Raw genomic sequence first — 22,387 nt, forward strand, 5'->3', positions numbered from 1 at the left:
TAAAGTAAATAAGATTCTATCTAATAGAGGTTAATATGCCAATAGAAACAGTTGATAAATACAATAAGCGATTTCAATTTATTGATGATGACCAACAGCCTTATGCAAATTATGATTATATTGCTTATTTTGAGGATGGTACTAGTAAGCGTGGTACAACAGATCAAGAGGGTTATACTGAGGAATTTTATACAGCAACTGAACAAAAAATTAGTGTTCATTTAGTGATGGGTAACGAAAAGCAATACCTTAATATTGATTAATATACAATAAACGTAGGTAATGTATATTGAGTAGCCTGTTAGGTTAACTAACAGGCTGTTGCTATATCATACTAATCTCATTGAATAATCAGTAGCTCTTACATTTTTAGTCAGTGCACCAATTGAAATACGATCTACACCTGTGGCTGCAATGGCTTGTAACATGGTGAAATCAACCCCGCCAGATACTTCTAGCACTGCTTTACCTTTGGCAATAGAAACTGCTTTTTGCATAGCTTGATGGGTAAAGTTATCTAATAAAATAGAAGTGGCACCATTATCTAGCGCAACTTGTAACTGTTCTAAGGTTTCAACTTCAATTTGAATTTCTACATTACTATTTAATGCAAACGCAGCTTGTAATGCTTCAGCAACGCCACCAGCGCCTGCAATATGATTTTCTTTAATTAAAATACCATCATATAAAGCTAAGCGTTGATTATAGCCACCGCCCACAATAACTGCATATTTTTGGGCTAAACGTAAGCCTGGTAAGGTTTTACGGGTATCATAAATACCTATTTTACTACCTTCTACTGCTTTAACATGGTAGCGAGTAGCAGTAGCAACACCTGACAGTAATTGTAAGAAGTTTAAAGCGGTACGTTCTGCTGTCATTAATGAACGGGCAGGGCCTTGTAATTCTATTACGGTACTATCACGGGTCATTAATTGACCTTCTTGATAGTTAGCAATCATTTGAATACGGGGATCGACTTTGCGTAATACTCGATAAAACCAAGGTAAACCACAGAGTACCGCTTCCTCACGAACAATAATACAGGCTTGGCGAATATCTTCTGGTACTAATAATCCTGTCCAATCGCAATAGCCTACATCTTCAGCGAGTGCATCATTAACATTGCGTTCAATAGCTACTTCTAAATCGTGTTGATAGGGTACACCAATAGGTGATTGATAGTGGCTCATTATACGGCACCTACATTGCTAAATAAGGCTTGGTCTTTGGCAAGATCGCCACTAGCTTTAACATTAATTTGTCTATTGGTAGAAAAATCCAACATACGATTAATACCTAACTGGGCTCGTTCAGCAATGGTTTGTTCTACATGAATTTCATGAATCCCTTGCTCTAGGGTATCAGCAAGATTTTGTAGGGTATTCATCGCCATCCACGGACACATTGCACAGCTTTTACAAGTAGCGCTATTACCAGCAGTAGGGGCGGTAAAAAATTCTTTATTGGGGGCGGCTAGTTTCATTTTATAAAGCACACCACGATCAGTGGCTACAATAAAACGTTTATCGGATAACTGTTGAGCCGCTTTAATTAATTGGGTTGTAGAGCCTACTACATCTGCTTGTTCTACTACAGACTGTGGTGATTCAGGGTGTACTAATATTTTGGCATCTGGGTATTGCTGGCGCATTTGCTCTAATTCAATCCCTTTAAACTCATCATGCACAATACAGTTACCTTGCCATAACAGCATATCAGCACCTGTTTGCTCTTGGATATAGCTGCCTAGATGTTGGTCTGGTGCCCACAGAATTTTTTCACCTTGTTCATGCAGTGCTTTAACAATATCTAAGGCAATAGCAGAAGTAACCACCCAATCAGCTCGTGCTTTAACTTTAGCACTGGTATTAGCATAGACTACAACCGTACGGTCAGGGTGTTTATCACAGAATTTAATAAAATCTTCGGCAGGGCAACCGAGGTCAAGGGAACAAGTAGCATTAAGGTCTGGCATTAAAATACGTTTATTAGGGCTAAGTATTTTAGCTGTTTCACCCATAAATCGAACGCCTGCCACAATCAGCGTTTTGGCAGGATTATCGCGGCCAAAACGAGCCATTTCCAATGAGTCAGCCACGCAACCGCCTGTTTCATCAGCCAGTGCTTGTAGTTCTGGGTCTACATAATAATGAGCAACTAATGCTGCATTTTCACGTTTGAGCAATTTCTTGATGCGTTCTTTTAGTGCTTGTTTAGTTGACTCAGAAAGTTGCTCGGGTACACTGGCTAATGCTTCACGGATGCTAAGCGTTTGGCCTGCAATAGGAAACGTATAGCTAATCATTTTTTCTGACATGGTACTTTATAAACCCTAACTGTATGAAGACCAACTGTGTTATTTACCATGGTAAAAATAAATTACACTTATTAATTTTACTCACTATTAGTTTTTTTAGTATGACGATGACGTCTACCTATAACCGTTCGTATTAAGAAGAAAATACTAAATACAACTATTGCAATTACTATGACAGGGAAAAGATTATTGCCTATTTTTTGTAATTGCTCTTGAAAAATTCTACCAGCACTATAACCAATAGTTACAAAGATAGACGACCATAGTGCGGAGCCTACTGCATTACAGATAATAAATCGTACACTATTCACACCAGCTATGCCAATAGAGATAGGTCCGATAGTCCTTAATCCATAAAGGAAACGTAAGCACACAATAGCGAGTAAATCATGTTTGCGAATCATTGTTTCTACTTTTTCGATCTTATCTTTATGCTTAGGTAACTTTTCGATGATAGCAGGGCCGTAATAATGACCCACTAAAAATAATACAGAATCGCAAAGCCAAGCACCTATAAAAGCCATAAAATAGACCATAGGTAAACTTAACGTAGTATTAGCTGCTATGCCGCCTAATACAGCTACTGTTTCACCCTCAATGATAGCGCCTAAAACGATAGCAATATAACCATATTGAGCAATAAAAGAAGCTAAATCCACACTAAATGCCTAGTAAAGATAATTGATGAAAGCTATATATTATAGCAAGGATAAATTCCGACTAGTATTTTTTATTGATTTTACTTTACCCAAGTCTAACCAGTACATGATAACCGTAACAATATATTGCTGTTGTGCAGAGGTTAATGGTTGGTTTTTAGGAATACCATGCCATTTTTGTAAACAACCTCGACAACAAGTAGCTGTAGCATGTTGTGCTACAAACACGGGATGGCCTTTCCATGGGGTTTGTTTACCATCATTAACAGGCTGTGCAGGCGCTAAGCGTTGTGCAATAAATTCAACTGCATGCTGAGTAATAATTTGTTTACCTTTTTGTTGCAGGTAAAAATAATCTTTAGCATTAAGGGCAATATTACGACGAAATTTTGATTGATTTAGCCGCTCGAAGAGTGCAGCTAAATCATCTGTTGTAGGCATAACTAATGAATACCCTTGAGTTTATTTAACAACTCATGGCTAGGGTAACCATCAGCAGGCAAGCCAATACTTTGTTGATAACTACGCAATGCTTGACGGGTATTAGCACCAATAATGCCATCCGCATGACCAGCACTATAGCCATGTTGATTAAGTAAACTTTGTAATTCTTTGCGTTCAGTTCTGGAGAGTGGTTTATCTTCAACAGGCCAACTACTTATAACTTTGCCTGCTTTACCTTTTAAATTATCCATTAATAAACTTACTGCTAAGGCATAAGAGGTAGAGTTATTATATTTCATAATAGCAAAGAAATTACGATACACAATAAAAGCAGGACCACGGGCTCCTGCAGGTAAAATAATCGCTGCTTGTAAACTGTGTTCTGTAGTAGCAATAGCCTGACCATTAACCAACGTTACCCCCATTGCTGACCAGTCGGCAACAGACTTTTTAGTGCTAATATCTGTAAGGTAATAGTTAAAGTTGGTTGGTAATTTAACCTCGTGTCCCCATGTTTCTTTGTATTGCCAACCTGATGTTTTTAAGTAGTTAGCGGTAGAGGCGAGGGCATCGGGTACAGAAGTCCAAATATTACGATGACCATCTTTATCGAAATCAACCGCTAAAGCTAAATAAGTAGTAGGAATAAATTGAGTTTGCCCCATTGCCCCTGCCCATGAGCCAATCATATCCTTACTGTTTACATCACCATTTTGTAAGATTTGTAAAGCAGCAATTAACTGCTCCCTTGCAAAACTAATACGTCTACCTTCATAAGCTAATGTAGCCAGTGAGCGAATAACATTCTTATTACCCGTAAAGCCACCGTAACCACTTTCCATGCCCCAAATGGACACCATTACTTCTTGGTCAACACTATATGTTTGTTCAATAGCGTCTATTGTTTGTTTGTGTTCTTGAATTTTCTTTTCGCCATTAGTAATGCGAGTGGCAGATACGGCACTACTCAAATACTCCCAAACTGGGCGAGTAAATTCTGGCTGACTATAATCGGCTTTAACCACATCTGGGTCGGGTGTTACACCATTAAACGCTTGCTCAAAAACTTGCTCATTAATTCCTTTGGCTAAAGCAAAATCTTTAAAATCAGCTTTCCAAGCATTAAAACTTTGAGTAGGTGCTAAAAATCTAACTTCTGGTTCTTCTGTCGTTGTTTGTTTAACAGTAGGTTGTGGGGTTACTTTAGCCTCAACAGTCTTTTCTTGTGCAACTGTAATAGCCGTTTGCTCTGTGTAAGCATCTGTAGCGGGTTGTGAGCAAGCAGTTAACAATAATGTTAATCCTGCACAAGTAACACGATAGAACATGGTAACCTCAATTAAAACGGCTATTAATAAAGAAAGATACTATTTTACCGATTTAATAAGGAATAGTCTTTAGCTTAATGGATGATGGTTTTTATTTGTTTGTTGTGTTGCTAAATTGAAGATAAATAACAAAAAGTAATCAGAAGGGAGAAACAATAAAGAAATTATAGAAGAGGGGATAAAAATAATAGTTTGTTAAGCAACAAAAGCCTCATCATAACGGTTGTTACGTGAGGCTTTACGGTTATAGCTGCCTTTACCTTTGGCTGGTTTTTCAGAAAAGCTACGAAATTGTGGTTGCATAACTAAACGTTTAGCCTTACTAGGCTCTCTACGCATTTTCTTGGTCATAAAAATCCCTCTATAGGTGTGTTAATTTAAGGCATGTATAGTGGCAGATTTTACAAATAAAGCAATCGGCTTAAGCCAGTAATTAAGCAATGGTTAAGTTATTTTTTTAGCTTTTTATTATTAATATAATTATTTTCTAAATACTCAATCATTAAGTTCGCAATATCTTTTTGAGTTATTGCCTCAATACCCTCTAAGCCGGGTGAGGAGTTTACTTCCATTACCAGTGGCCCACGATTGGAGCGTAGAATATCAACGCCTGCTACATGTAAGCCTAGTACTTTGGCTGCTTTGACTGCTATTGCACGTTCTTTGGCAGTGATTTTTATAGGTTCAGCTGTACCACCACAGTGTAGGTTAGAGCGAAAATCACCTGCTTGTGCTTGGCGTTTCATGGCAGCAACAACTTTACCACCAATGACAAAACAGCGAATATCAGCACCTGCTGCCTCTTTAATATATTCTTGCACCATCATATGGTGTTTGAGTTTCATAAAGGATTGTAGTACAGATTCGGCTGCTTTTTTAGTTTCACAGAGTACTACACCTAGCCCTTGAGTGCCTTCTAACAGTTTAATCACTAAGGGTGCACCACCTACCATTTGAATAAGGTTGGCAATATCATCAGGGGAATGGGCAAAGCCAGTGATAGGTAGGTCGATGCCTTGTGTTGAAAGCAGCTGCAAACAACGTAATTTATCCCGTGAACGAGCTACAGCACCTGAGTTATTCAGTGTAAAAATACCCATCATTTCAAATTGCTGTAATAAGGCACAACCATAGAAGGTGATGGATGCACCAATTCTAGGGATTACTGCATCAATATCATTTAATGATTCACCTTGTGAGTGGATCTGTGGTTGTTGGCTAGTAATATTCATATAAGCCCGTAAAGGGTTTATGACTATCATTTGATGGCCGCGATGAGTACCTGCCTCAAGTAATCTATTGGTCGAATAAAGTTCAGCGTTACGTGACAGAATAGCTATTTTCATAGAGTGGTTAACTCAACTATTTAGGTAAAAGACTAAACAGCGGTTTAGGTTGCACATAAGAAAGTGCTGGATTAACCAGTAACTGACCATCAATAAGCGCATTAGAACCCAAAAGTACACGGTATTGCATGGATTTACGGCAAGCTAATGTAAACTCAACTGGCCAAGTCCGATTACCTAGTGCTAATAGGGTGCGAATAACATAACGGCTTTGACTCTGCCCATTAGAGCTTTTAATAGTTTTAGTACTAACCAATAGTGCTTCACAGCGATGGCCCCGCTGTACTAAAGTACCTATATGGGCAGTGAAACGAACCCATTTTTGACCATTACGCGTAAAAACTTTGCTATCGGTAGCATGGAGACTGGAGGTAGTTGCTCCAGTATCAATTTTTGAACGTAATCCAACAACCCCTAGCTCAGGGAGGCTAATCCATTCATTTAGGCCAACGACAAAAGGGGCTTGTTGGGTCATCATGGTTCTCAGATAAATTAAGCGTTTTGTTGTTCAGCAGCAATTTCTGCTTTGATCTTTTCCATATCAAGACCACGTACTTGCTCGATTAAGTTTTCAAAGTCAGCCGCTGTTAAAGCACCTGCTTCAAAATAAACAACTACTTGTTCACGAAATACAGCAATGGTTGGAATAGAGCGAACCCCAAAACTACCTGCTAGTTCTTCTTGCTCTTCGGTATTGATTTTACCGAAGACAATATCAGTATGTTTTTCAGAAGAAGCTTCAAACGTAGGTGCAAAATTACGACATGGGCCACACCATGCTGCCCAGAAATCTAAAATAACAATATCGTTATTTTCAATAGTTTGTTCAAAGTTTTCTGTGGTTATTTCAATAGTAGCCATAAAATTTATCTCGTTAATTAAAGTTAAAAATAAATGCTTATTGCGGCTATTGTACTGTGTTTGTGTAGCATAAATACAATAGTAATTATGTCCTAAGTTCATTAATTAAATTTATTGATACTATTAATTTTCACTGCTGCATATCTTTTAATGGAATGTTGTACAATAGTGCCAATTTTAAATAATGAATGCTGAAGCGAGATTGTTATGACTGATGTAAAACACTCTAAAGTAATTGTATTAGGTGCTGGCCCTGCAGGTTATACAGCAGCTGTTTATGCAGCACGTGCTAATTTAAATCCATTATTAATTACGGGTATGCAACCAGGTGGTCAATTAACCACAACTACTGAAGTTGATAATTGGCCAGGTGATGTAGAGGGTGTACAAGGCCCTGCATTAATGGATCGTATGCAAAAACATGCCGAGCGTTTTGCCACAGAAATTGTATACGATCATATTAATAAGGCTGATCTATCCAAAAAACCTTTCACTTTAGTGGGGGATAGTGGTACTTATACCTGTGATGCTTTAATTATTGCTACAGGCGCGTCTGCTCAATACATCGGTTTACCTTCTGAAGAACGTTTTATGGGTAAAGGTGTTTCTGCCTGTGCAACCTGTGATGGTTTCTTTTATAAGAAACAAGTGGTAGCGGTAGTGGGTGGTGGTAACACAGCAGTTGAAGAAGCACTGTATTTATCTAATATAGCTAAAGAAGTACATCTTATTCACCGTCGTGACAAGTTACGTTGTGAAAAGATTATGCAGGATAAGCTGCTAGAAAAAGCAAAATCAGGCAATGTGGTGATTCATTGGAATACCACGCTTGATGAAGTATTGGGCGATAATATGGGGGTTAATGGTGCGCGCTTAAAAGATGTTAATACAGGTGCAACCACTGATCTTGATTTGATGGGCGTATTTATTGCGATCGGTCATAAACCCAATACAGATATTTTCCAAGGTCAATTGGATTTAGATAATGGTTATATTAGATTGCACGGTGGTAAACATGGTGTCACTGCTACCAGTGTAGAGGGTGTGTTTGCAGCAGGTGATGTGGCAGACCAAGTATATCGTCAAGCCATTACATCGGCAGGGGCAGGTTGTATGGCTGCATTAGATGTAGAACGTTATTTAGACGGAATATAACAGCAGTGACATTAGCCCTATTGGCAGATGAAAACTTAGATTTTCCACCTTTAGAAAATGCGTTAACAGAGCCTAATGGCCTGTTAGCGGTGGGTGGTGATTTATCTCCAGAACGTTTAGAAGCCGCTTACCGCCATGGCTGTTTTCCTTGGTTTAATATGGATGATCCTATTTTATGGTGGTCTCCTGATCCAAGGATGGTGTTATTTCCTGAAAAGTTACATGTTTCACGAAGCATGCTGAAACTATTGAAGAAATCACCCCTTGAAATTACCTTTGATAAGGCTTTTGCTGCGGTTATTAAAGCCTGTAGTGAGCCACGTAGCTATACCGATCAAACGTGGATCACAAAAGATATGCAACAGGCTTATATTACTATGCATAATAAGGGCTTGGCACATTCTGTAGAGGTTTGGTTAGAGGGGCAGCTAGTGGGTGGTTTGTATGGTTTATTATTAGGCCGCTTGTTTTTTGGTGAGTCAATGTTTAGTCGCGTGAGCAATGCTTCTAAACTTGGTTTTATTCATTTGGTCTATAAGTTAAGAGATGCTGGTGTAGTGTTAATTGATTGCCAGATGCATACTACACATTTGCATAGTCTGGGGGCTGAGTTAATAGCGCGCCAAAAGTTTGCAAACTATTTACAAGAATATCAAAATCAATCAATGACTATTGATTGGCAGTGTAGTAGTGGGATTGTTGTATGAAAAATGATCTGGCTAATATTAATCTTTATTTAACAGATCCACATCCCTGTAGTTATTTAACAGATCAACAAGCTTCTACCATTTTTGTTGAGCCTAATGTCACGCTTACTAAAAATCAATACACAGAACTATCCAGTTTAGGGTTTCGGCGTAGTGGTAGCTATGTTTATCAACCCCATTGTGCAAATTGTCATGCATGTATTCCAGTACGAGTAATCGTTAATCAATTTGAACCTAATCGCCAACAAAAACGTATTATCCGTTACAACCAAGATTTACAGATTAAGCAAGTAAAACCTCAATTAACTAAAGAATATTTCTGGTTATATGAGCGTTATATTGGTATGCGCCATACGGATGGAGATATGTATCCTGCTACTCGAGAGCAATACCAAAGTTTCCTAGTGGATGCGCCTGATTATTGCTCTTTTTATGAGTTTAAAAAGGATGGTCAGTTATTGGCAGTGGCGGTGGTTGATTTATTAGAAGACAGCTTATCGGCTGTTTATACATTCTTTGAACCTTTAGAGCATCGTCGTAGCTTGGGGCAATATGCTATTTTGTGGCAAATAGAAGAATGTAAACGTTTGGGATTATCTTATTTATCTTTAGGCTATTGGATTAAAAACTGTCGCAAAATGAGCTATAAATTACAATATAGACCTGTTGAATTATTTATTAATCAACGCTGGATACAGTTAAATAGTTAACGCTGGTTATTGTTCAAAAGATCATTAGGAACATACTATTAAAAATATAGGAAACTCCTAAAAATCTCTTGTATTTAGCTTACAAAGCTTGTTGCTTTAATCATTAAGCTACAACTGTATTAGTTATATGTTGTTCAAGAATTCCTAAAATAGCACTGTCAGTGTTCTCATCAAATTTACGGGCAAATAAGTTTTTGCTGTCAGTTAAGCTTTTAGCATCCTCAGTTATTAAATCTCTAGGGCGTAATTTAATGGTTCCCATTGGAATCCAATCAATAAATCTTTTATCAGTATTTACTAAGTTATTTTTATAACTAGTATTCATGATAACGGTTTGAAAAAAACTTTCGTCTGCAATTAATGTATTTTTGTAAAACGCTTTAAACCGTTTGACCTCTTTATTATGGGTTACAAACTCACAAAATTTTCGTGTTAGAATCATCCACTGATTACCAATATAAGGTGTTGCATCCTTAAGAAACTCACGCTTGGAAACTGTTGTATTGGTAGCGATAACATGATCATCAGTTTCAATAAAATAGTTTTCTATACGGTGTAAAGTATTTGGTCGTAATTTGGCTTGATCAGATACTTTTAAAAAATCAGTATCTTTATGTTCTTTTAAAAAATTAAAAATATATTCCTGTGATTTTAAAGGAAAATCTTGCCCACTAAGGTTGATAAAGAACTGCCATGTGTTACTCTTTTTCAAGAGTTCGGCAATGCCTCGTAGCTCAATATCTACTAAACTATATCCACCCCAGATGGCTTTTTCACTTTTCAGTAAGGAGACATTAGGATAGTCATTTAAGAATTTAGAGAGTTCAGCTTTTATATTGCTGTCTGATTTTTCATCAATATGGATAATATAACAATTATCTGGATGATAAATAGCCTTGAATAGTCTTTTAAATTGATTAGGATAGCGGTGCATCATGATAAGATAAGCAATCATGAGTATCTCCATAGGGTTAGTGCTATTAACTTAATTAACAGCACTAATAAGTGGTTTTTTTAAAATAAAATGGTTTTTAATAGGGCTATTGTTAGCGATTTAACTAGCGTGTTTATCCCAAATAGCCTCACCAAGGCCATTAACAGTATGGACAGAATCGTAACCTGCTCTAGCATAGAGTTTAAGTATTATTTTGTGGGTTTTATGTTTGTGGATAGCAAGTGATTTTAATTTATTAAGTATTGGCTTAGCAGGTTCTAGCCAATGCTTGGTGATAGAGGTTACATAACTAATAAAGGATTGTTTATTGGTAAAACTGGCAACTTCTTCTTCTAAATGTTTTATGGATCTTAATGAAAATTTCATAAGAATACTCCGAATGAGTTCTATTAATTGAATAGAACTATGCCTTGAATATACACGCATAATTGAAACTGAGGTGGCTTAGAGTATTTCTTGATATGTCGTTACAGTGCGCTTAATAGATTTTTTAAGCGTTTAGTTATATATGCCATCCTTGGCAATTAATTACTAAGTAAAACTTGTTTAGTTTGTACTCGTAATATTATTTCTTATGTTTGCCATGATCAGGTGCCATACTGATAAGTACATTGTCTTTATCAATAAAATGGTGTTTTAAAGCAACTAAGATATGGCCTGCTACCATTAGGCCACAGAACCAGCCTAGGTAAGTATGGATCTCTCTCATTAATCCAGTATATTCAGGTTGTGGACCTGTTAATGGCGGTAGAGTGAATAATCCTGCAAATAATACCGGTTTATTAGCAAAAGAACTAAGTAACCAACCACTTAGTGGCATGCCTATTAATGCTAATAAATATAATGCAAGATGGCCTAATTTAGCCATTTGTTGCATATGCTTACTCATTGTATTAGGTAACGCGGGTGGGGTATGAGTAAGGCGCCAAATAATACGGATAACTATAAGTGCTAGTAAAGTACTGGCAACTGCTTTATGTAAGATGGTTAAGCCATGTTGTGGGTTGAAGGTATCACGGCCATAGACGGCCATCATGCCAATAATCCAAACAAATATCCAGATAAAGGCCATTAACCAGTGTAGGATTTTAGCAGTTGCTGTATAGGAATGTGATTGAGTCATTTGTTCTCTTCAATAAAGGCTGTTGGTATTATTTTTAAATAACCTTAATAAGGTTAATAATAAAAAGTATAATCATTTAATTTTACCTAAATTAGCCGTGGGGAATCAACAATGGCATGGACTGTTCTATATTTAGTGATAATTAAGCAGTTATTTTTAACGTTTTGAAAGTGTTTTACTAAGCCAATAACTATTTTATGCGGTTTTTATGCTTGGAGATTGTGTTAATTAATAGGTGGGTTATTGCTAAAACTACAGATAAAAATGGTTGGCTTTTGCTGTGCTGATTTGATTTTGACAGACTTGTTATAAAGGAATCTCAAAATCAAAGCCATATGGGCTATCTACAGTAATTTACAGCCTGCATAAACAGTTTACTTATTGTAAAATTATATTTAATAGTAGTTAAGGGGAAGCAAAAATATCCTTGAAAAGAGGTATTAATATTTTACTTCCTTTAAAATTAAGGTGATTATCATCGCTATAAAGTGGTATACCATCTTCTGATGCTATACATTCTTTGCCATCAGGACATAGATAAGGTATTGGGTCTAGCAGTTGTGCGCCACAATTTTGTTCTGCATCAGTCATGATCGAGAGTATAAACTCTTGGCGTTTATAGTAGTCTTCAATAGCTAATGTTATATCTGTTGGCGTTTTTAGAAAATGTTTTTGCATTTGTAAGCTTTTAACAACATTATATTGCATTTCTGGAATTGGTTTAACAATATAAACTGGACGTCTTTGTTTAATTTTACAAATAGTGTCTATGAATGTTGAACGATAGGTTTGCAAGTATTTTTCACGGTTATCATTATTAATATTAGGTAAGAGTACAAAGTGACCACCTATGTCTGCAGGGTCTGGGTATAGGCTAGCACGATTAGCAATAATCACAGGTAAATCAGTGTAGCTTGTTTCTAAACGCTCAAAAATTCGGTGAGTAAACTTTTGGCAAATAGCTGTTTCGCTGGCGTTTTTAAATCTAAAATTAGTGTCTAATATTGGGCAGCCACCGCGCGCCCATATAATTGTTTTTTGAGGGTTGGCTAGATGTACCGCAGTAATGAGCGCACCTGCATGGCTATCGCCAATTAATATAGCCGTAGCTTGCCCTTTACCATACTCACAATCAGATATATTTTTATCAATAACAGTGCATTGTTTGTCTAATAATGAAGGTGTGGTTTGTTCTTGTTTCACTGTTAGTTCGTCATAGCGATATTTTTTTACTAAAGAGGCAATGGATGGGGATACAACACCTCCTAATAAAATGATTACAGCAAAGTATTTTATTACAGCGACACGGCGACTGTTTTTTCTGCGTAGAAAGAATTGTTCAACAATAAAGTAAGATAAGCTAGCCATCACAAAAGAGGCAGTAATACCAAGAATGACAAATAAAGTTATATTAATAATGCCGCAATAATAAAGGAATACAGCAATAGGCCAATGCCATAGATAGAGTGAGTAAGAAATCTTGCCGATAAATTGAGCAACATTATTATTGGTAATAAATAATTCACTATTACCATAGAGAACCATTATTGTTCCTACTACGGGAATTAAAGTTAAATAACTTGGCCAAGCAGTTCCCTCAGTAATAAAAAAGAAACCAAAAATAATTAATAATAAACCGATAATAGCTAAGCTAGAACGGGTTTTATTCGTTAAAGAGATTGGTAGTAGAAAAACTAAACCACCTGCTAACATTTCCCAAGCGCGAGTAGGCAATAGAAAGAACGTAGAAGTTGGATCTTGATAAACAAGTATATTGGCAGCAACAAAAGATGCTAGGGTAGTAATTATTAGTATTATCTTGGTGATTGGCTCTTTCAGGTATTTACAAAGTAAAGCTACTATAATTGGGTAGATAATATAAAATTGCCATTCTACTGATAATGACCAAGTGTGTAGTAGCCAATTTTCTTGGGGTGGGGTACTAAAATAGTTGGAATCGTTGCCATAAGATATATTGGATTTAAAGAATAAACTATTTTTTATATCTCTTAGAAGACCTCTATAGTCATCTGGATACAAATAGAAATTCCCTAATATCATCAATATGATACATAGTATGACTAATGCAGGAATAATACGCTTAGCACGAGCAATATAAAAATCAATAATGGAAAAGTTATCTTTTCGAATACGGTCAAAAATAATCCCTGTCATTAAATAGCCAGAGATTACAAAAAAAACATCCACACCAGAGAATCCACCGCTAAAACCACTGATATGAAAGTGAAACAACAGAACAGCAAGTACTGCAAATGCGCGTAGTCCGTTTATGTCTTTTCTAAATGTCATAATTATAATTTTATCAGTCAACAGGTGAAATCAAGCGTTATACAGTAATAGATTTTCTAAGTATAACCAAAAAAATGTTAGTTTTTGTAATGTTTTGTTAAGAAATGGATCAATTCACTTGTTACTGATAATTAATCTTATGAGTATAGATTAACGTTTGTTTACAGCTTCTACAAATATACCGAGCGCCTTGTTGAATAGCATTATGTCGCCTGATAGTTAAAGGATGTTGTTGGTTACAAGGGCATTGATAAATAAAATAGCGTTTTAGTTTTTTTGCTACTTCGTAATGATGACAGCGTTCAGCAGGTAACTGATAAACCTTTTGCATAATAAGTTGCCATTCCTTGCCATGGGGTTTAATTTTTAAACCAAATATTTGATAGGCAATAAGATGGGCTACTTCATGGGGAACAGTTTGTTTTAAAAAGTGTTGTTGATTATCAAGTAATAGTTGCTTATTAAAGCGTAATAGGTTTTTTTGTGGTGTAGCTGTACCAGCATTGTAACCCTTTAAATTTAATTGTACCTGAGGTCGTTCAAAGGAGCATTTAAAGAAGTATTCTGCTTTTTGATAACAGTATTCAATAACAGCTTGTAATTGTGTAAATAATTGATCTGTATTGAGTAAGTTGGTAGATGGTTGGTGCATTGCTTTAACAGAGGTATAATAATTCATAGAATATTGATAAATCCATTATAACAAGTAAATCACAGGATTTGCTATTTTGTTACATTAGTGGTGTTTTAGTTATAGGATTGTGTTAATAATTTGAGTATAATTAATCACTTTAAGTCTAATTTATTTTTAGGAGTTTTTATGGCTGTTGAACGTACCCTTTCTATTATTAAACCTGATGCCGTTGCAAAGAATGCTATTGGTGAAATTATCAGCCGTTTTGAAAAAGCAGGTTTAAGCGTAGTTGCTGCAAAAATGGTACAGTTATCTGAGCGTGAAGCAGGTGGTTTTTATGCAGAGCATAAAGAGCGTCCTTTCTTTAAAGATTTAGTATCTTTTATGACTTCTGGCCCTGTAGTTGTGCAAGTATTAGAAGGTGATAATGCAATTGCTAAAAATCGTGAATTAATGGGCGCGACAGATCCTAAAAAGGCAGATAAAGGCACTATCCGTGCTGATTTTGCTGTGTCTATTGATGAAAATGCGGTGCATGGCTCTGACTCTCCTGAATCTGCTGCTCGTGAAATTAGCTATTTCTTCGCAGCTACTGAAGTATGTGCACGTATTCGTTAATGCTGTTGATGTTAGGTAGTTATTTATGAGTAATGCGACTGATATGTTAAATTTACTGGGACTGACTCAGTCGCAGCTAGAGGACTTTTTCGAATCAATTGGTGAGAAACGTTTTCGAGCAGGGCAACTAATGAAGTGGATACACCATTTTGGTGTAGATGATTTTGATAATATCACTAATTTTGGCAAAGTATTAAAAGAAAAGTTAAAAGAACGTGCAGAAATACGTGGCCCGGAGATTATTAGCCAAAATATCTCTAAGGATGGTACGCGTAAGTGGGTTATCAAGGTTGACTCTGGTAATTTAATTGAAACAGTCTATATTCCACAAAATAATCGAGGTACCCTCTGTGTTTCCTCTCAAGCAGGTTGTGGTTTAGACTGTAGTTTTTGCTCAACGGGCAAGCAGGGTTTTCATAGTAACTTAACGGCGGCTGAAGTTATTGGACAAGTTTGGATTGCTAATAAGTCTTTTGGAACTATTCCAGGTAAAATTGACCGAGCGATTACTAATGTTGTGTTAATGGGCATGGGTGAACCCTTACTTAATTTTGATAATGTAGTAGCTGCCATGCAAATTATGATGGATGATTTGGGGTATGGTATATCCAAGCGCAAAGTAACTATCTCAACTTCAGGTGTGGTGCCAATGATTGCTGAATTAGCTAAACACGTTGATGTATCTTTAGCCATTTCACTGCATGCACCTAATAATGAGTTACGTAATCAGCTAGTTCCTATTAATAAAAAATATCCATTAGAACAGTTATTAGAAGCTAGTCTCAGTTATATTTCACGATTAGGTGAGAAAAGAGTATTAACTATAGAGTATACTTTATTAAAGGGTGTTAATGATCAGGTTGAGCATGCTGAGCAAATGATTGCTTTATTGAAGAATGTGCCTTGCAAAATTAATTTAATTCCTTTTAATCCGTTCCCTCATTCAGGTTATGAACGTCCTAGTAATAATGCAGTCAGAAGATTCCAAGATATGCTTTATAATGCAGGGTTTAATGTAACTGTCCGTACCACTAGAGGTGAAGATATTGATGCAGCTTGTGGTCAACTAGTAGGACAGATTAAGGATCGAACGCGTCGTAGTGAGCGCTATATTGCATTACGTGAAGTAGCTACTGAAGAATCATTAGCCACAGCAGTCGTTAAATAGTAAGGAACAAAAGCAATGCAGATATTTAATAGATTATTAAAAATATTATTACTTACTATTAGTTGTTTAATAATTGCTGCTTGTGTGACAGAGTTTGATGGTAAAAAAGGGACATTACAAACAGAAAAAGGGCGTACAGAAGCAATACAGGCTTATATTGATTTGGCTGTTGGTTATGTAAGAGAGGGACAAACAGAACAGGCAAAACAACCCTTATTAGATGCCTTAAAGTTAGACTCATCAAGTGTTGATGCTAATGCTACTATGGCCTATATATTCCAGCTTGAAAAAGACCCTATACATGCTGAGGAGTATTTTAAGAAAGCATTATCATCAGAGCCTGATAGTGCAAGAGTTTTAAATAATTATGGTGTGTTTTTATTTCAACAAAATCGTTTGCCAGAAGCTAAACAAGTTTTTTTAAAGGCTTCGCAAGATAATTTCTATTCTGGTCGTTCTATGATCTTTGAGAATTTAGGTCTTATCTCTGTACAGCAACAAGATTGGAAGACAGCAGAGGATTATTTTCAGCGTGCTTTACGTTTAAATAGAGACCGTGTTGTATCTATTTTATCATTAGCAAATGTATATTATATGCAAGGTGATTATGCCAATGCATCACGTTACTATAATGGATTTGTAGCTACTGTTGAAGGAAGACAAAGTCCTCAAAGCTTATTATTAGGTATCCGTTTATCTAATGCACTTAATGATAAAGTTAAAGCGGCTAATTATGCATCCCAGCTTGAACAGTTATATCCAAGTTCTGCTGAATATAGAGAATATAAGGCAGGTCGTAAATGAATACTGAAATAACAGATACTATCGACAAAGAGATACAAAAGCCTGGCTCAATCTTAAAAATTGAGCGTGAGAAGAAAGGTCTGACAACAAAACAAATTGCGTTAGCGTTAAATTTACCTGATCGATTTATCCAGTATGTAGAAACAGCTGACTATGATAAGTTACCTGGGTTGACGTTTGCCCGTGGATATATTCGTAACTATGCTAAATACCTTGAGTTAGATAATTCAGAAGAATTGGTTAAATTGTTTGATAACCAAACAGAGGGTAATGTACCAGAAAATAAAACACTTGATTTTAAACAAATTAAACAATTAAAGCAGATTTCCAATAGTATCTATTGGCTTATCAGTTTTGTGGTATGTATTGTTCTTGCCGGCATAGTATTTCTTATTTGGCAAAATTATGTGGCTTCGAAAGAAAGTGCTATTAGTACGGCTCCTATTATTATAGAGCCAACACATAGTGCTGCTAATACCAATGATTCATCCGTGGCAACTATTCCACTGACGACTAATAGTGATTTAACTAATACAGAAAGTAATGATCATAATCAACAAGTACAAGGCATCCCTTTAACAGAAATTAGAAATACAACAACAGGGAATGAAAATATAGCTACTGTTGAGCAGACTTCAGAACCTGTGAGCTTATCTACTAATAATACAACTCAGCAAAGTACAGAAGTAACACAACCTATTTCGACTGTTAAACCAGGAGAAGGGCGTGTACAAGCTAGTTTTAAATCAAATTGTTGGGTTACTTTGACAGATGCTACAGGCAAGGTGCTTATTAATAAATTATATACAGCTAATACTAATTTAGATATTGCAGGTAAAGCACCCCTTGAAATAGTGTTAGGTGCGCCTAATGCTACAACATTAACTTATAATGGACAACAAGTTACTATTGATGCTAAACCTGGTTCAACCCACCGTATTAAACTTGGTCAATAAGTAGTTTCTCATGAATACCTCATCACCAATTAAGCGTCGTGTTTCCAGAAAAATTTATGTAGGTAATGTACCTGTTGGTGGTGATGCACCTATCAGTGTACAAAGTATGACCAATACTGAGACCTGTGATGTGGTAGCCACAGTGGCGCAGATTCAACAGCTTGAAAAAGCGGGTGCTGATATCGTTCGCGTTTCTGTGCCTAGTATGGAAGCAGCAGAAGCGTTTGGAGAAATTAAAAAGCAAGTAAAAGTACCTTTAGTCGCTGATATTCATTTTGATTATACGATTGCATTAAGGGTAGCAGAGCTTGGTGTAGACTGCTTACGTATTAACCCAGGTAATATAGGTAGGGAAGATCGTGTTAAAGCAGTGGTTGATGCGGCTAAAGATAAAAATATTCCTATTCGTATAGGTGTTAATGCAGGGTCACTGGAAAAAGATTTACAAAAAAAGTATGGTGAACCTACACCAGAAGCATTGGTGGAATCAGCATTACGCCATATTGACTATTTAGATAAATTAGATTTTCAAAATTTTAAAGTCAGTGTTAAAGCCTCAGATGTATTTATGGCGGTGAGTGCTTATCGCTTATTAGCGAAACAAATTGAGCAACCCTTACATCTAGGGATTACCGAAGCAGGTGGTTTACGTTCTGGTACGGTTAAATCAGCAGTCGGATTAGGTATTCTATTAGCAGAGGGTATTGGTGATACGCTACGAATTTCATTAGCGGCTGACCCTGTGGAAGAAGTAAAAGTAGGCTTTGATTTATTAAAGTCACTCAAATTGCGTTCCCGTGGTATTAATTTTATTGCCTGTCCAAGCTGTTCAAGACAAAATTTTGATGTGGTGAAAACCATGAATGAACTGGAAACACGATTGGATGATTTGTTAGTACCTATGGATGTAGCAGTTATTGGTTGTGTGGTAAATGGGCCAGGTGAAGCCAAAGAGGCTGATTTAGGTTTAGCAGGTGGTTCACCGAATAATTTAGTGTATGTGGATGGTAAACCTGCGCAAAAATTATCTAATGATCATTTTATTGATGAACTAGAACGTTTAATTAGAGAAAAAGCTAAACAAAAACTAGCAGAGCAAGCAGCTATTATTGCGCGTAGTTAATATAAGTTATTAGTATAAACTAAATAGCCTAATCATAGGCAAGTAGTTTTAAGGAAATTATAGAGTGACAGAAGCATTACAAGGTATCACTGGAATGAATGATATATTGCCAGAGCAAACACCGCTATGGCAATATTTTGAAGATACAGTGGCTGACTTACTCAATAGTTATGGTTATAAACAAATCCGTACACCCATTATGGAGTATACAGGGTTATTTAAACGCTCTATTGGCGAAGTAACAGATATTGTTGAAAAAGAAATGTACACCCTTGATAAAGAGGATGGCAAGTCTTATACACTACGCCCTGAAAATACAGCGGCTGTTGTACGTTCAATGATTGAACATGGGCTAGCTCACGCAGGTCGTGTCCAAAAACTTTGGTATTGTGGACCGATGTTCCGTCGTGAGCGTCCTCAAAAAGGCCGCTATCGTCAATTTCACCAAATTGGTGCTGAAGTTTTTAACTTAACAGGGCCAGATATTGATGCAGAGTTGATTGCTCTAACATGGCGTTTATGGAAAATTTTAGGTATTGAACAGGTTATTACCCTTGAGTTAAACAGTTTAGGTAGTTTAGAGGCACGTAATACCTATAAGCAAGCCCTAGTAGACTATTTAATAAATCACAAAGACCAGTTAGATGAAGACAGTAAACGTCGTTTAACCACTAATCCTTTAAGAATATTAGATAGTAAAATAGAAAAGACCAAAGCTATTTTAGTGAATGCACCAAAATTTACTGATTATATAGATGCAGATTCTGCAGAGCATTTTAAAGGATTAACTGATCGTCTAGATGCGTTAGCTATTCCCTATATCATCAATACTAATTTAGTCCGTGGTTTAGACTATTACAACAAAACAGTATTTGAATGGACAACTACTGAGTTAGGTGCGCAAGGCACAGTATGTGGTGGTGGCCGTTATGATGGGCTGTTTGAACAAATTGGTGGTAGAGCTACTTGTGGTGTTGGTTTTGCCATGGGAGTGGAACGATTAATTCTTTTATTAGAAAAATTAGGTAAAATACCCACTACTTTAAACCAACTAGATATTTACTTGGTCGCTGTTGGTGAAGGTACAGATATAGCTGCACTAACATTAGCAGAACAGCTACGTGATCAACAACCTCAATTAAAGTTGCAGGTTAATGCAGGTGGTGGTAATTTTAAAAACCAGCTTAAAAAGGCTGATAATAGTGGTGCCCGTTATGCACTTATTTTAGGTGGTGACGAGTTAAAGCAACAAACAGTATTATGTAAATCATTGCGTGATGACTCACCACAGCAAACAATCAGTTGGTCTGATTTAGCTAATCATCTTAACAATATATTGAACTAAGTTATTAAATAATAGGAGTAGCCAATAGTGTCTACACAAACTGAACAAGAACAGATAGAAGAGTTAAAAAATTTCTGGACAGAATATGGTAAACCTATTTTCATTGGTATATTGTTAGCAATTACGGTGGTAGCGGTATGGAAGTTTTGGGAAAACCGCCAATTAACCAATAAAATGAAAGAAGCACAGAACTATCAGATGCTTGTAATAGCTATGTCGCAACCAATAGAGCAAGTAAAGGAAGCAGATGTGGCATCAATTGCTGACCAATTACAACAAGTGAATCCTAATAGTTACTATGCGCAATATGCTAAATTTTATTTAGCTAAAGTAGCTGCTCATCAGGGCAAATTAGAAGATGCGGCTAAGTCATTACAAGTAGTACTTGATAAACCTGCTGATAAAGTATTGGAAGAACTAGCTAGACAGCGTTTAGCGCAAGTGTTAGCAGCCCAAGATAAAATCGATGAAGCGTTAAAATTATTAGATGCTCCTGTTGCAAAAGCTTTTACCGCTAGTCGTCAAGAACTTAAAGGTGACTTGTTATTAAAACAAGGTAATACTGAACAGGCTCGTACTGCTTATCAAGAGGCTTTAACCGCAGCAGAAACTGCAAAGTCAGCCAATGTAGTTATTATTAAGTTAAAGCTTAATGATCTTGCCAAAGAGGGTGCGTAATAATGTGGCGCAAATTACTAACCATTTGCTCAGTTGTCTTAGTATTAAGCGCTTGTAGCAGTGGCCCTAAAGAGTTACCACCAGCCAAATTAGTAAAATTTAATCCAGAAATTAACTTAAGCGTATCTTGGTCGCGTTCTATTGGTGATGGTCAAGGTGATCTCTATAATCGTTTAGCACCTGCTATAGACGGTAGCATAATTTATGCTGCCGATGCTGAAGGCGTTGTTATGGCGATGGATCGTTTTAATGGCAAAGTTAAATGGAAGAAAAAATTAAAACTACCTGTTTCAGGTGGCGTATCAGCTAACAATGGCGTTGTGTTATTAGGTACTTTAAAGGGTGAAGTGATTGCTCTTGACAGTAGCACAGGCGATGTTAGATGGAAAGGTCAGGTTAATAGTGAAATATTATCGGCTCCCGTTACTAATGGTAATGAAGTAGTTGTACAAACAGCTGCCGATACTTTATTTGGTTTTGATATTGTAACCGGTAACCAATTATGGCGTTACGATAACTATCCCGCTATTTTAACCCTACGTGGAAGTAGTACTCCTGTTATTACGCAAGACATAGCAGTGTTTGGATTATCAACCGGTCAGGTTGTTGCTTTAGATGTTAAACAAGGTATTCCATTATGGGGACAAGTTATTGCTATCCCTAAAGGACGTTCCGAATTAGAACGTATGGTGGATATTGATGGTAAATTATTAGTATCAGGTAGCACTCTTTACGTTGTAACCTATCAAGGTCAAATGGCTGCGTTAGAACTAACAACAGGCCGTATTTTATGGCAACGCATGGCATCTAGCTATACAGGTGTAGGGCAAAACGCTGGCACTGCTTTCTTAAGTTTAGCAGATGGTACTGTGCAAGCGATTGATGAACGTAACTCAAGCGAATTATGGGCTAATACACAATTAGCACGTCGTCAATTATCAGGTCCTGCTACTTTTTATAATTATGTGGCAGTAGGTGATTTTGAAGGTTATTTACATTTAATGAGTCAGCTCGACGGTCATTTTGTGGCACGTCGCAAAATAGATGGTGATGGTGTTCGTGTACAACCATTAGTAGTAGACAATATAATGTATGTATATGGTAATGGTGGTAAATTAGTTGCCTTAACAATTAAATAACTAC

General features: G+C 36.6%; 26 protein-coding genes. 12 read left to right on the forward strand and 14 right to left on the reverse strand.

The window, feature by feature from the left end; translation table 11 throughout:
* Positions 1 to 35: 35 nt before the first annotated feature.
* Entirely contained in the window at positions 36 to 263 is a 228-nt protein-coding gene (locus tag ACQVD9_RS07100; RefSeq protein ID WP_264745359.1) for a hypothetical protein, read from the forward strand.
* A gap of 66 nt (positions 264 to 329) precedes the next feature.
* Here ACQVD9_RS07100 and nadC read toward each other — a convergent pair whose 3' ends face one another.
* From nadC to trxA, 9 genes are all read right to left on the reverse strand, one after another.
* Positions 330 to 1,193, reverse strand: a complete 864-nt coding sequence (gene nadC / locus ACQVD9_RS07105) for a carboxylating nicotinate-nucleotide diphosphorylase (RefSeq protein WP_264745360.1) — start codon at positions 1,191 to 1,193, stop codon at positions 330 to 332.
* Positions 1,193 to 2,308: a quinolinate synthase NadA gene (gene nadA, locus ACQVD9_RS07110; protein WP_413774189.1), complete on the reverse strand. Its 1,116-nt coding sequence runs from the start codon at positions 2,306 to 2,308 to the stop codon at positions 1,193 to 1,195. The genes nadC and nadA overlap by 1 nt, the downstream gene beginning before the upstream one ends.
* An 89-nt stretch (positions 2,309 to 2,397) precedes the next feature.
* Positions 2,398 to 2,979: a DedA family protein gene (locus tag ACQVD9_RS07115; RefSeq protein WP_264745362.1), complete on the reverse strand. Its 582-nt coding sequence runs from the start codon at positions 2,977 to 2,979 to the stop codon at positions 2,398 to 2,400.
* 39 nt (positions 2,980 to 3,018) lie between these two features.
* The gene (locus tag ACQVD9_RS07120; RefSeq protein WP_264745363.1) at positions 3,019 to 3,420 is read right to left on the reverse strand and encodes a DUF4186 domain-containing protein; all 402 of its coding nucleotides are present in this window, start codon (positions 3,418 to 3,420) and stop codon (positions 3,019 to 3,021) included.
* A gap of 2 nt (positions 3,421 to 3,422) precedes the next feature.
* Entirely contained in the window at positions 3,423 to 4,751 is a 1,329-nt protein-coding gene (locus tag ACQVD9_RS07125; RefSeq protein WP_264745364.1) for a lytic murein transglycosylase, read from the reverse strand.
* Between the two features lie 195 nt (positions 4,752 to 4,946).
* Complete coding sequence (arfA, locus tag ACQVD9_RS07130) at positions 4,947 to 5,102, reverse strand: alternative ribosome rescue factor ArfA (RefSeq protein ID WP_264745365.1); 156 nt, start codon at positions 5,100 to 5,102, stop codon at positions 4,947 to 4,949.
* A gap of 98 nt (positions 5,103 to 5,200) precedes the next feature.
* Positions 5,201 to 6,097, reverse strand: coding sequence for a 30S ribosomal protein S6--L-glutamate ligase (rimK, locus tag ACQVD9_RS07135; RefSeq protein ID WP_264745366.1), 897 nt, complete (start codon positions 6,095 to 6,097; stop codon positions 5,201 to 5,203).
* 16 nt (positions 6,098 to 6,113) lie between these two features.
* Positions 6,114 to 6,572, reverse strand: coding sequence for a retropepsin-like aspartic endopeptidase RimB (gene rimB, locus ACQVD9_RS07140; protein WP_264745367.1), 459 nt, complete (start codon positions 6,570 to 6,572; stop codon positions 6,114 to 6,116).
* Between the two features lie 17 nt (positions 6,573 to 6,589).
* Positions 6,590 to 6,958: a thioredoxin gene (gene trxA / locus ACQVD9_RS07145; protein ID WP_492089230.1), complete on the reverse strand. Its 369-nt coding sequence runs from the start codon at positions 6,956 to 6,958 to the stop codon at positions 6,590 to 6,592.
* A gap of 207 nt (positions 6,959 to 7,165) precedes the next feature.
* Between trxA and trxB the strand changes: the two genes are divergently transcribed.
* Genes trxB through ACQVD9_RS07160 form a run of 3 tightly spaced genes read left to right on the forward strand, consistent with a single transcriptional unit; the run spans position 7,166 to position 9,530 of the window.
* Entirely contained in the window at positions 7,166 to 8,113 is a 948-nt protein-coding gene (gene trxB, locus ACQVD9_RS07150; protein WP_264745369.1) for a thioredoxin-disulfide reductase, read from the forward strand.
* 5 nt (positions 8,114 to 8,118) lie between these two features.
* Positions 8,119 to 8,820 carry a leucyl/phenylalanyl-tRNA--protein transferase gene (gene aat, locus ACQVD9_RS07155; RefSeq protein WP_264745370.1) on the forward strand — a complete coding sequence of 234 codons (702 nt, stop codon included), beginning with the start codon at positions 8,119 to 8,121 and terminating at the stop codon, positions 8,818 to 8,820.
* Entirely contained in the window at positions 8,817 to 9,530 is a 714-nt protein-coding gene (locus ACQVD9_RS07160) for an arginyltransferase (protein ID WP_264745371.1), read from the forward strand. The genes aat and ACQVD9_RS07160 overlap by 4 nt, the downstream gene beginning before the upstream one ends.
* 103 nt (positions 9,531 to 9,633) lie before the next feature.
* On the opposite strand, the gene ACQVD9_RS07165 is transcribed toward ACQVD9_RS07160, so the two are convergent.
* From ACQVD9_RS07165 to ACQVD9_RS07185, 5 genes are all read right to left on the reverse strand, one after another.
* On the reverse strand, positions 9,634 to 10,485 hold the full coding sequence (locus tag ACQVD9_RS07165) for a beta-1,6-N-acetylglucosaminyltransferase (RefSeq protein WP_264745372.1): 852 nt from the start codon (positions 10,483 to 10,485) through the stop codon (positions 9,634 to 9,636).
* Between the two features lie 99 nt (positions 10,486 to 10,584).
* Positions 10,585 to 10,851 (reverse strand): hypothetical protein, encoded by a 267-nt coding sequence (locus ACQVD9_RS07170; RefSeq protein WP_264745373.1) that lies wholly within the window; start codon positions 10,849 to 10,851, stop codon positions 10,585 to 10,587.
* 199 nt (positions 10,852 to 11,050) lie between these two features.
* Positions 11,051 to 11,608, reverse strand: coding sequence for a cytochrome b (locus ACQVD9_RS07175; RefSeq protein WP_264745374.1), 558 nt, complete (start codon positions 11,606 to 11,608; stop codon positions 11,051 to 11,053).
* A gap of 405 nt (positions 11,609 to 12,013) precedes the next feature.
* On the reverse strand, positions 12,014 to 13,918 hold the full coding sequence (locus ACQVD9_RS07180; RefSeq protein WP_264745375.1) for an acyltransferase family protein: 1,905 nt from the start codon (positions 13,916 to 13,918) through the stop codon (positions 12,014 to 12,016).
* 121 nt (positions 13,919 to 14,039) lie between these two features.
* Positions 14,040 to 14,570, reverse strand: coding sequence for a SprT family zinc-dependent metalloprotease (locus ACQVD9_RS07185; RefSeq protein WP_413774190.1), 531 nt, complete (start codon positions 14,568 to 14,570; stop codon positions 14,040 to 14,042).
* 168 nt (positions 14,571 to 14,738) lie between these two features.
* Here ACQVD9_RS07185 and ndk point away from each other — a divergent pair, with 168 nt between their 5' ends.
* From ndk to bamB, 8 genes are all read left to right on the forward strand, one after another.
* Positions 14,739 to 15,170 carry a nucleoside-diphosphate kinase gene (gene ndk, locus ACQVD9_RS07190; RefSeq protein WP_264745377.1) on the forward strand — a complete coding sequence of 144 codons (432 nt, stop codon included), beginning with the start codon at positions 14,739 to 14,741 and terminating at the stop codon, positions 15,168 to 15,170.
* 25 nt (positions 15,171 to 15,195) lie between these two features.
* Positions 15,196 to 16,338, forward strand: a complete 1,143-nt coding sequence (gene rlmN, locus ACQVD9_RS07195; protein WP_264745378.1) for a dual-specificity RNA methyltransferase RlmN — start codon at positions 15,196 to 15,198, stop codon at positions 16,336 to 16,338.
* A 15-nt stretch (positions 16,339 to 16,353) separates the two neighbouring features.
* The gene (gene pilW, locus ACQVD9_RS07200) at positions 16,354 to 17,142 is read left to right on the forward strand and encodes a type IV pilus biogenesis/stability protein PilW (RefSeq protein ID WP_264745379.1); all 789 of its coding nucleotides are present in this window, start codon (positions 16,354 to 16,356) and stop codon (positions 17,140 to 17,142) included.
* A complete protein-coding gene (locus ACQVD9_RS07205; protein WP_264745380.1) occupies positions 17,139 to 18,098 on the forward strand; it encodes a RodZ domain-containing protein in 960 nt (319 codons plus the stop codon). Before pilW ends, ACQVD9_RS07205 begins: the two co-directional genes overlap by 4 nt.
* A 10-nt stretch (positions 18,099 to 18,108) precedes the next feature.
* Entirely contained in the window at positions 18,109 to 19,221 is a 1,113-nt protein-coding gene (gene ispG, locus ACQVD9_RS07210; protein ID WP_264745381.1) for a flavodoxin-dependent (E)-4-hydroxy-3-methylbut-2-enyl-diphosphate synthase, read from the forward strand.
* 64 nt (positions 19,222 to 19,285) lie between these two features.
* Positions 19,286 to 20,566, forward strand: a complete 1,281-nt coding sequence (gene hisS, locus ACQVD9_RS07215; protein ID WP_264745382.1) for a histidine--tRNA ligase — start codon at positions 19,286 to 19,288, stop codon at positions 20,564 to 20,566.
* A gap of 27 nt (positions 20,567 to 20,593) precedes the next feature.
* Entirely contained in the window at positions 20,594 to 21,244 is a 651-nt protein-coding gene (locus tag ACQVD9_RS07220; protein WP_264745383.1) for a YfgM family protein, read from the forward strand.
* A gap of 2 nt (positions 21,245 to 21,246) precedes the next feature.
* Positions 21,247 to 22,383: an outer membrane protein assembly factor BamB gene (gene bamB / locus ACQVD9_RS07225; protein WP_264745384.1), complete on the forward strand. Its 1,137-nt coding sequence runs from the start codon at positions 21,247 to 21,249 to the stop codon at positions 22,381 to 22,383.
* The last annotated feature ends 4 nt before the right edge of the window (positions 22,384 to 22,387 follow it).

Source organism: Entomomonas sp. E7T21, assembly GCF_058693955.1.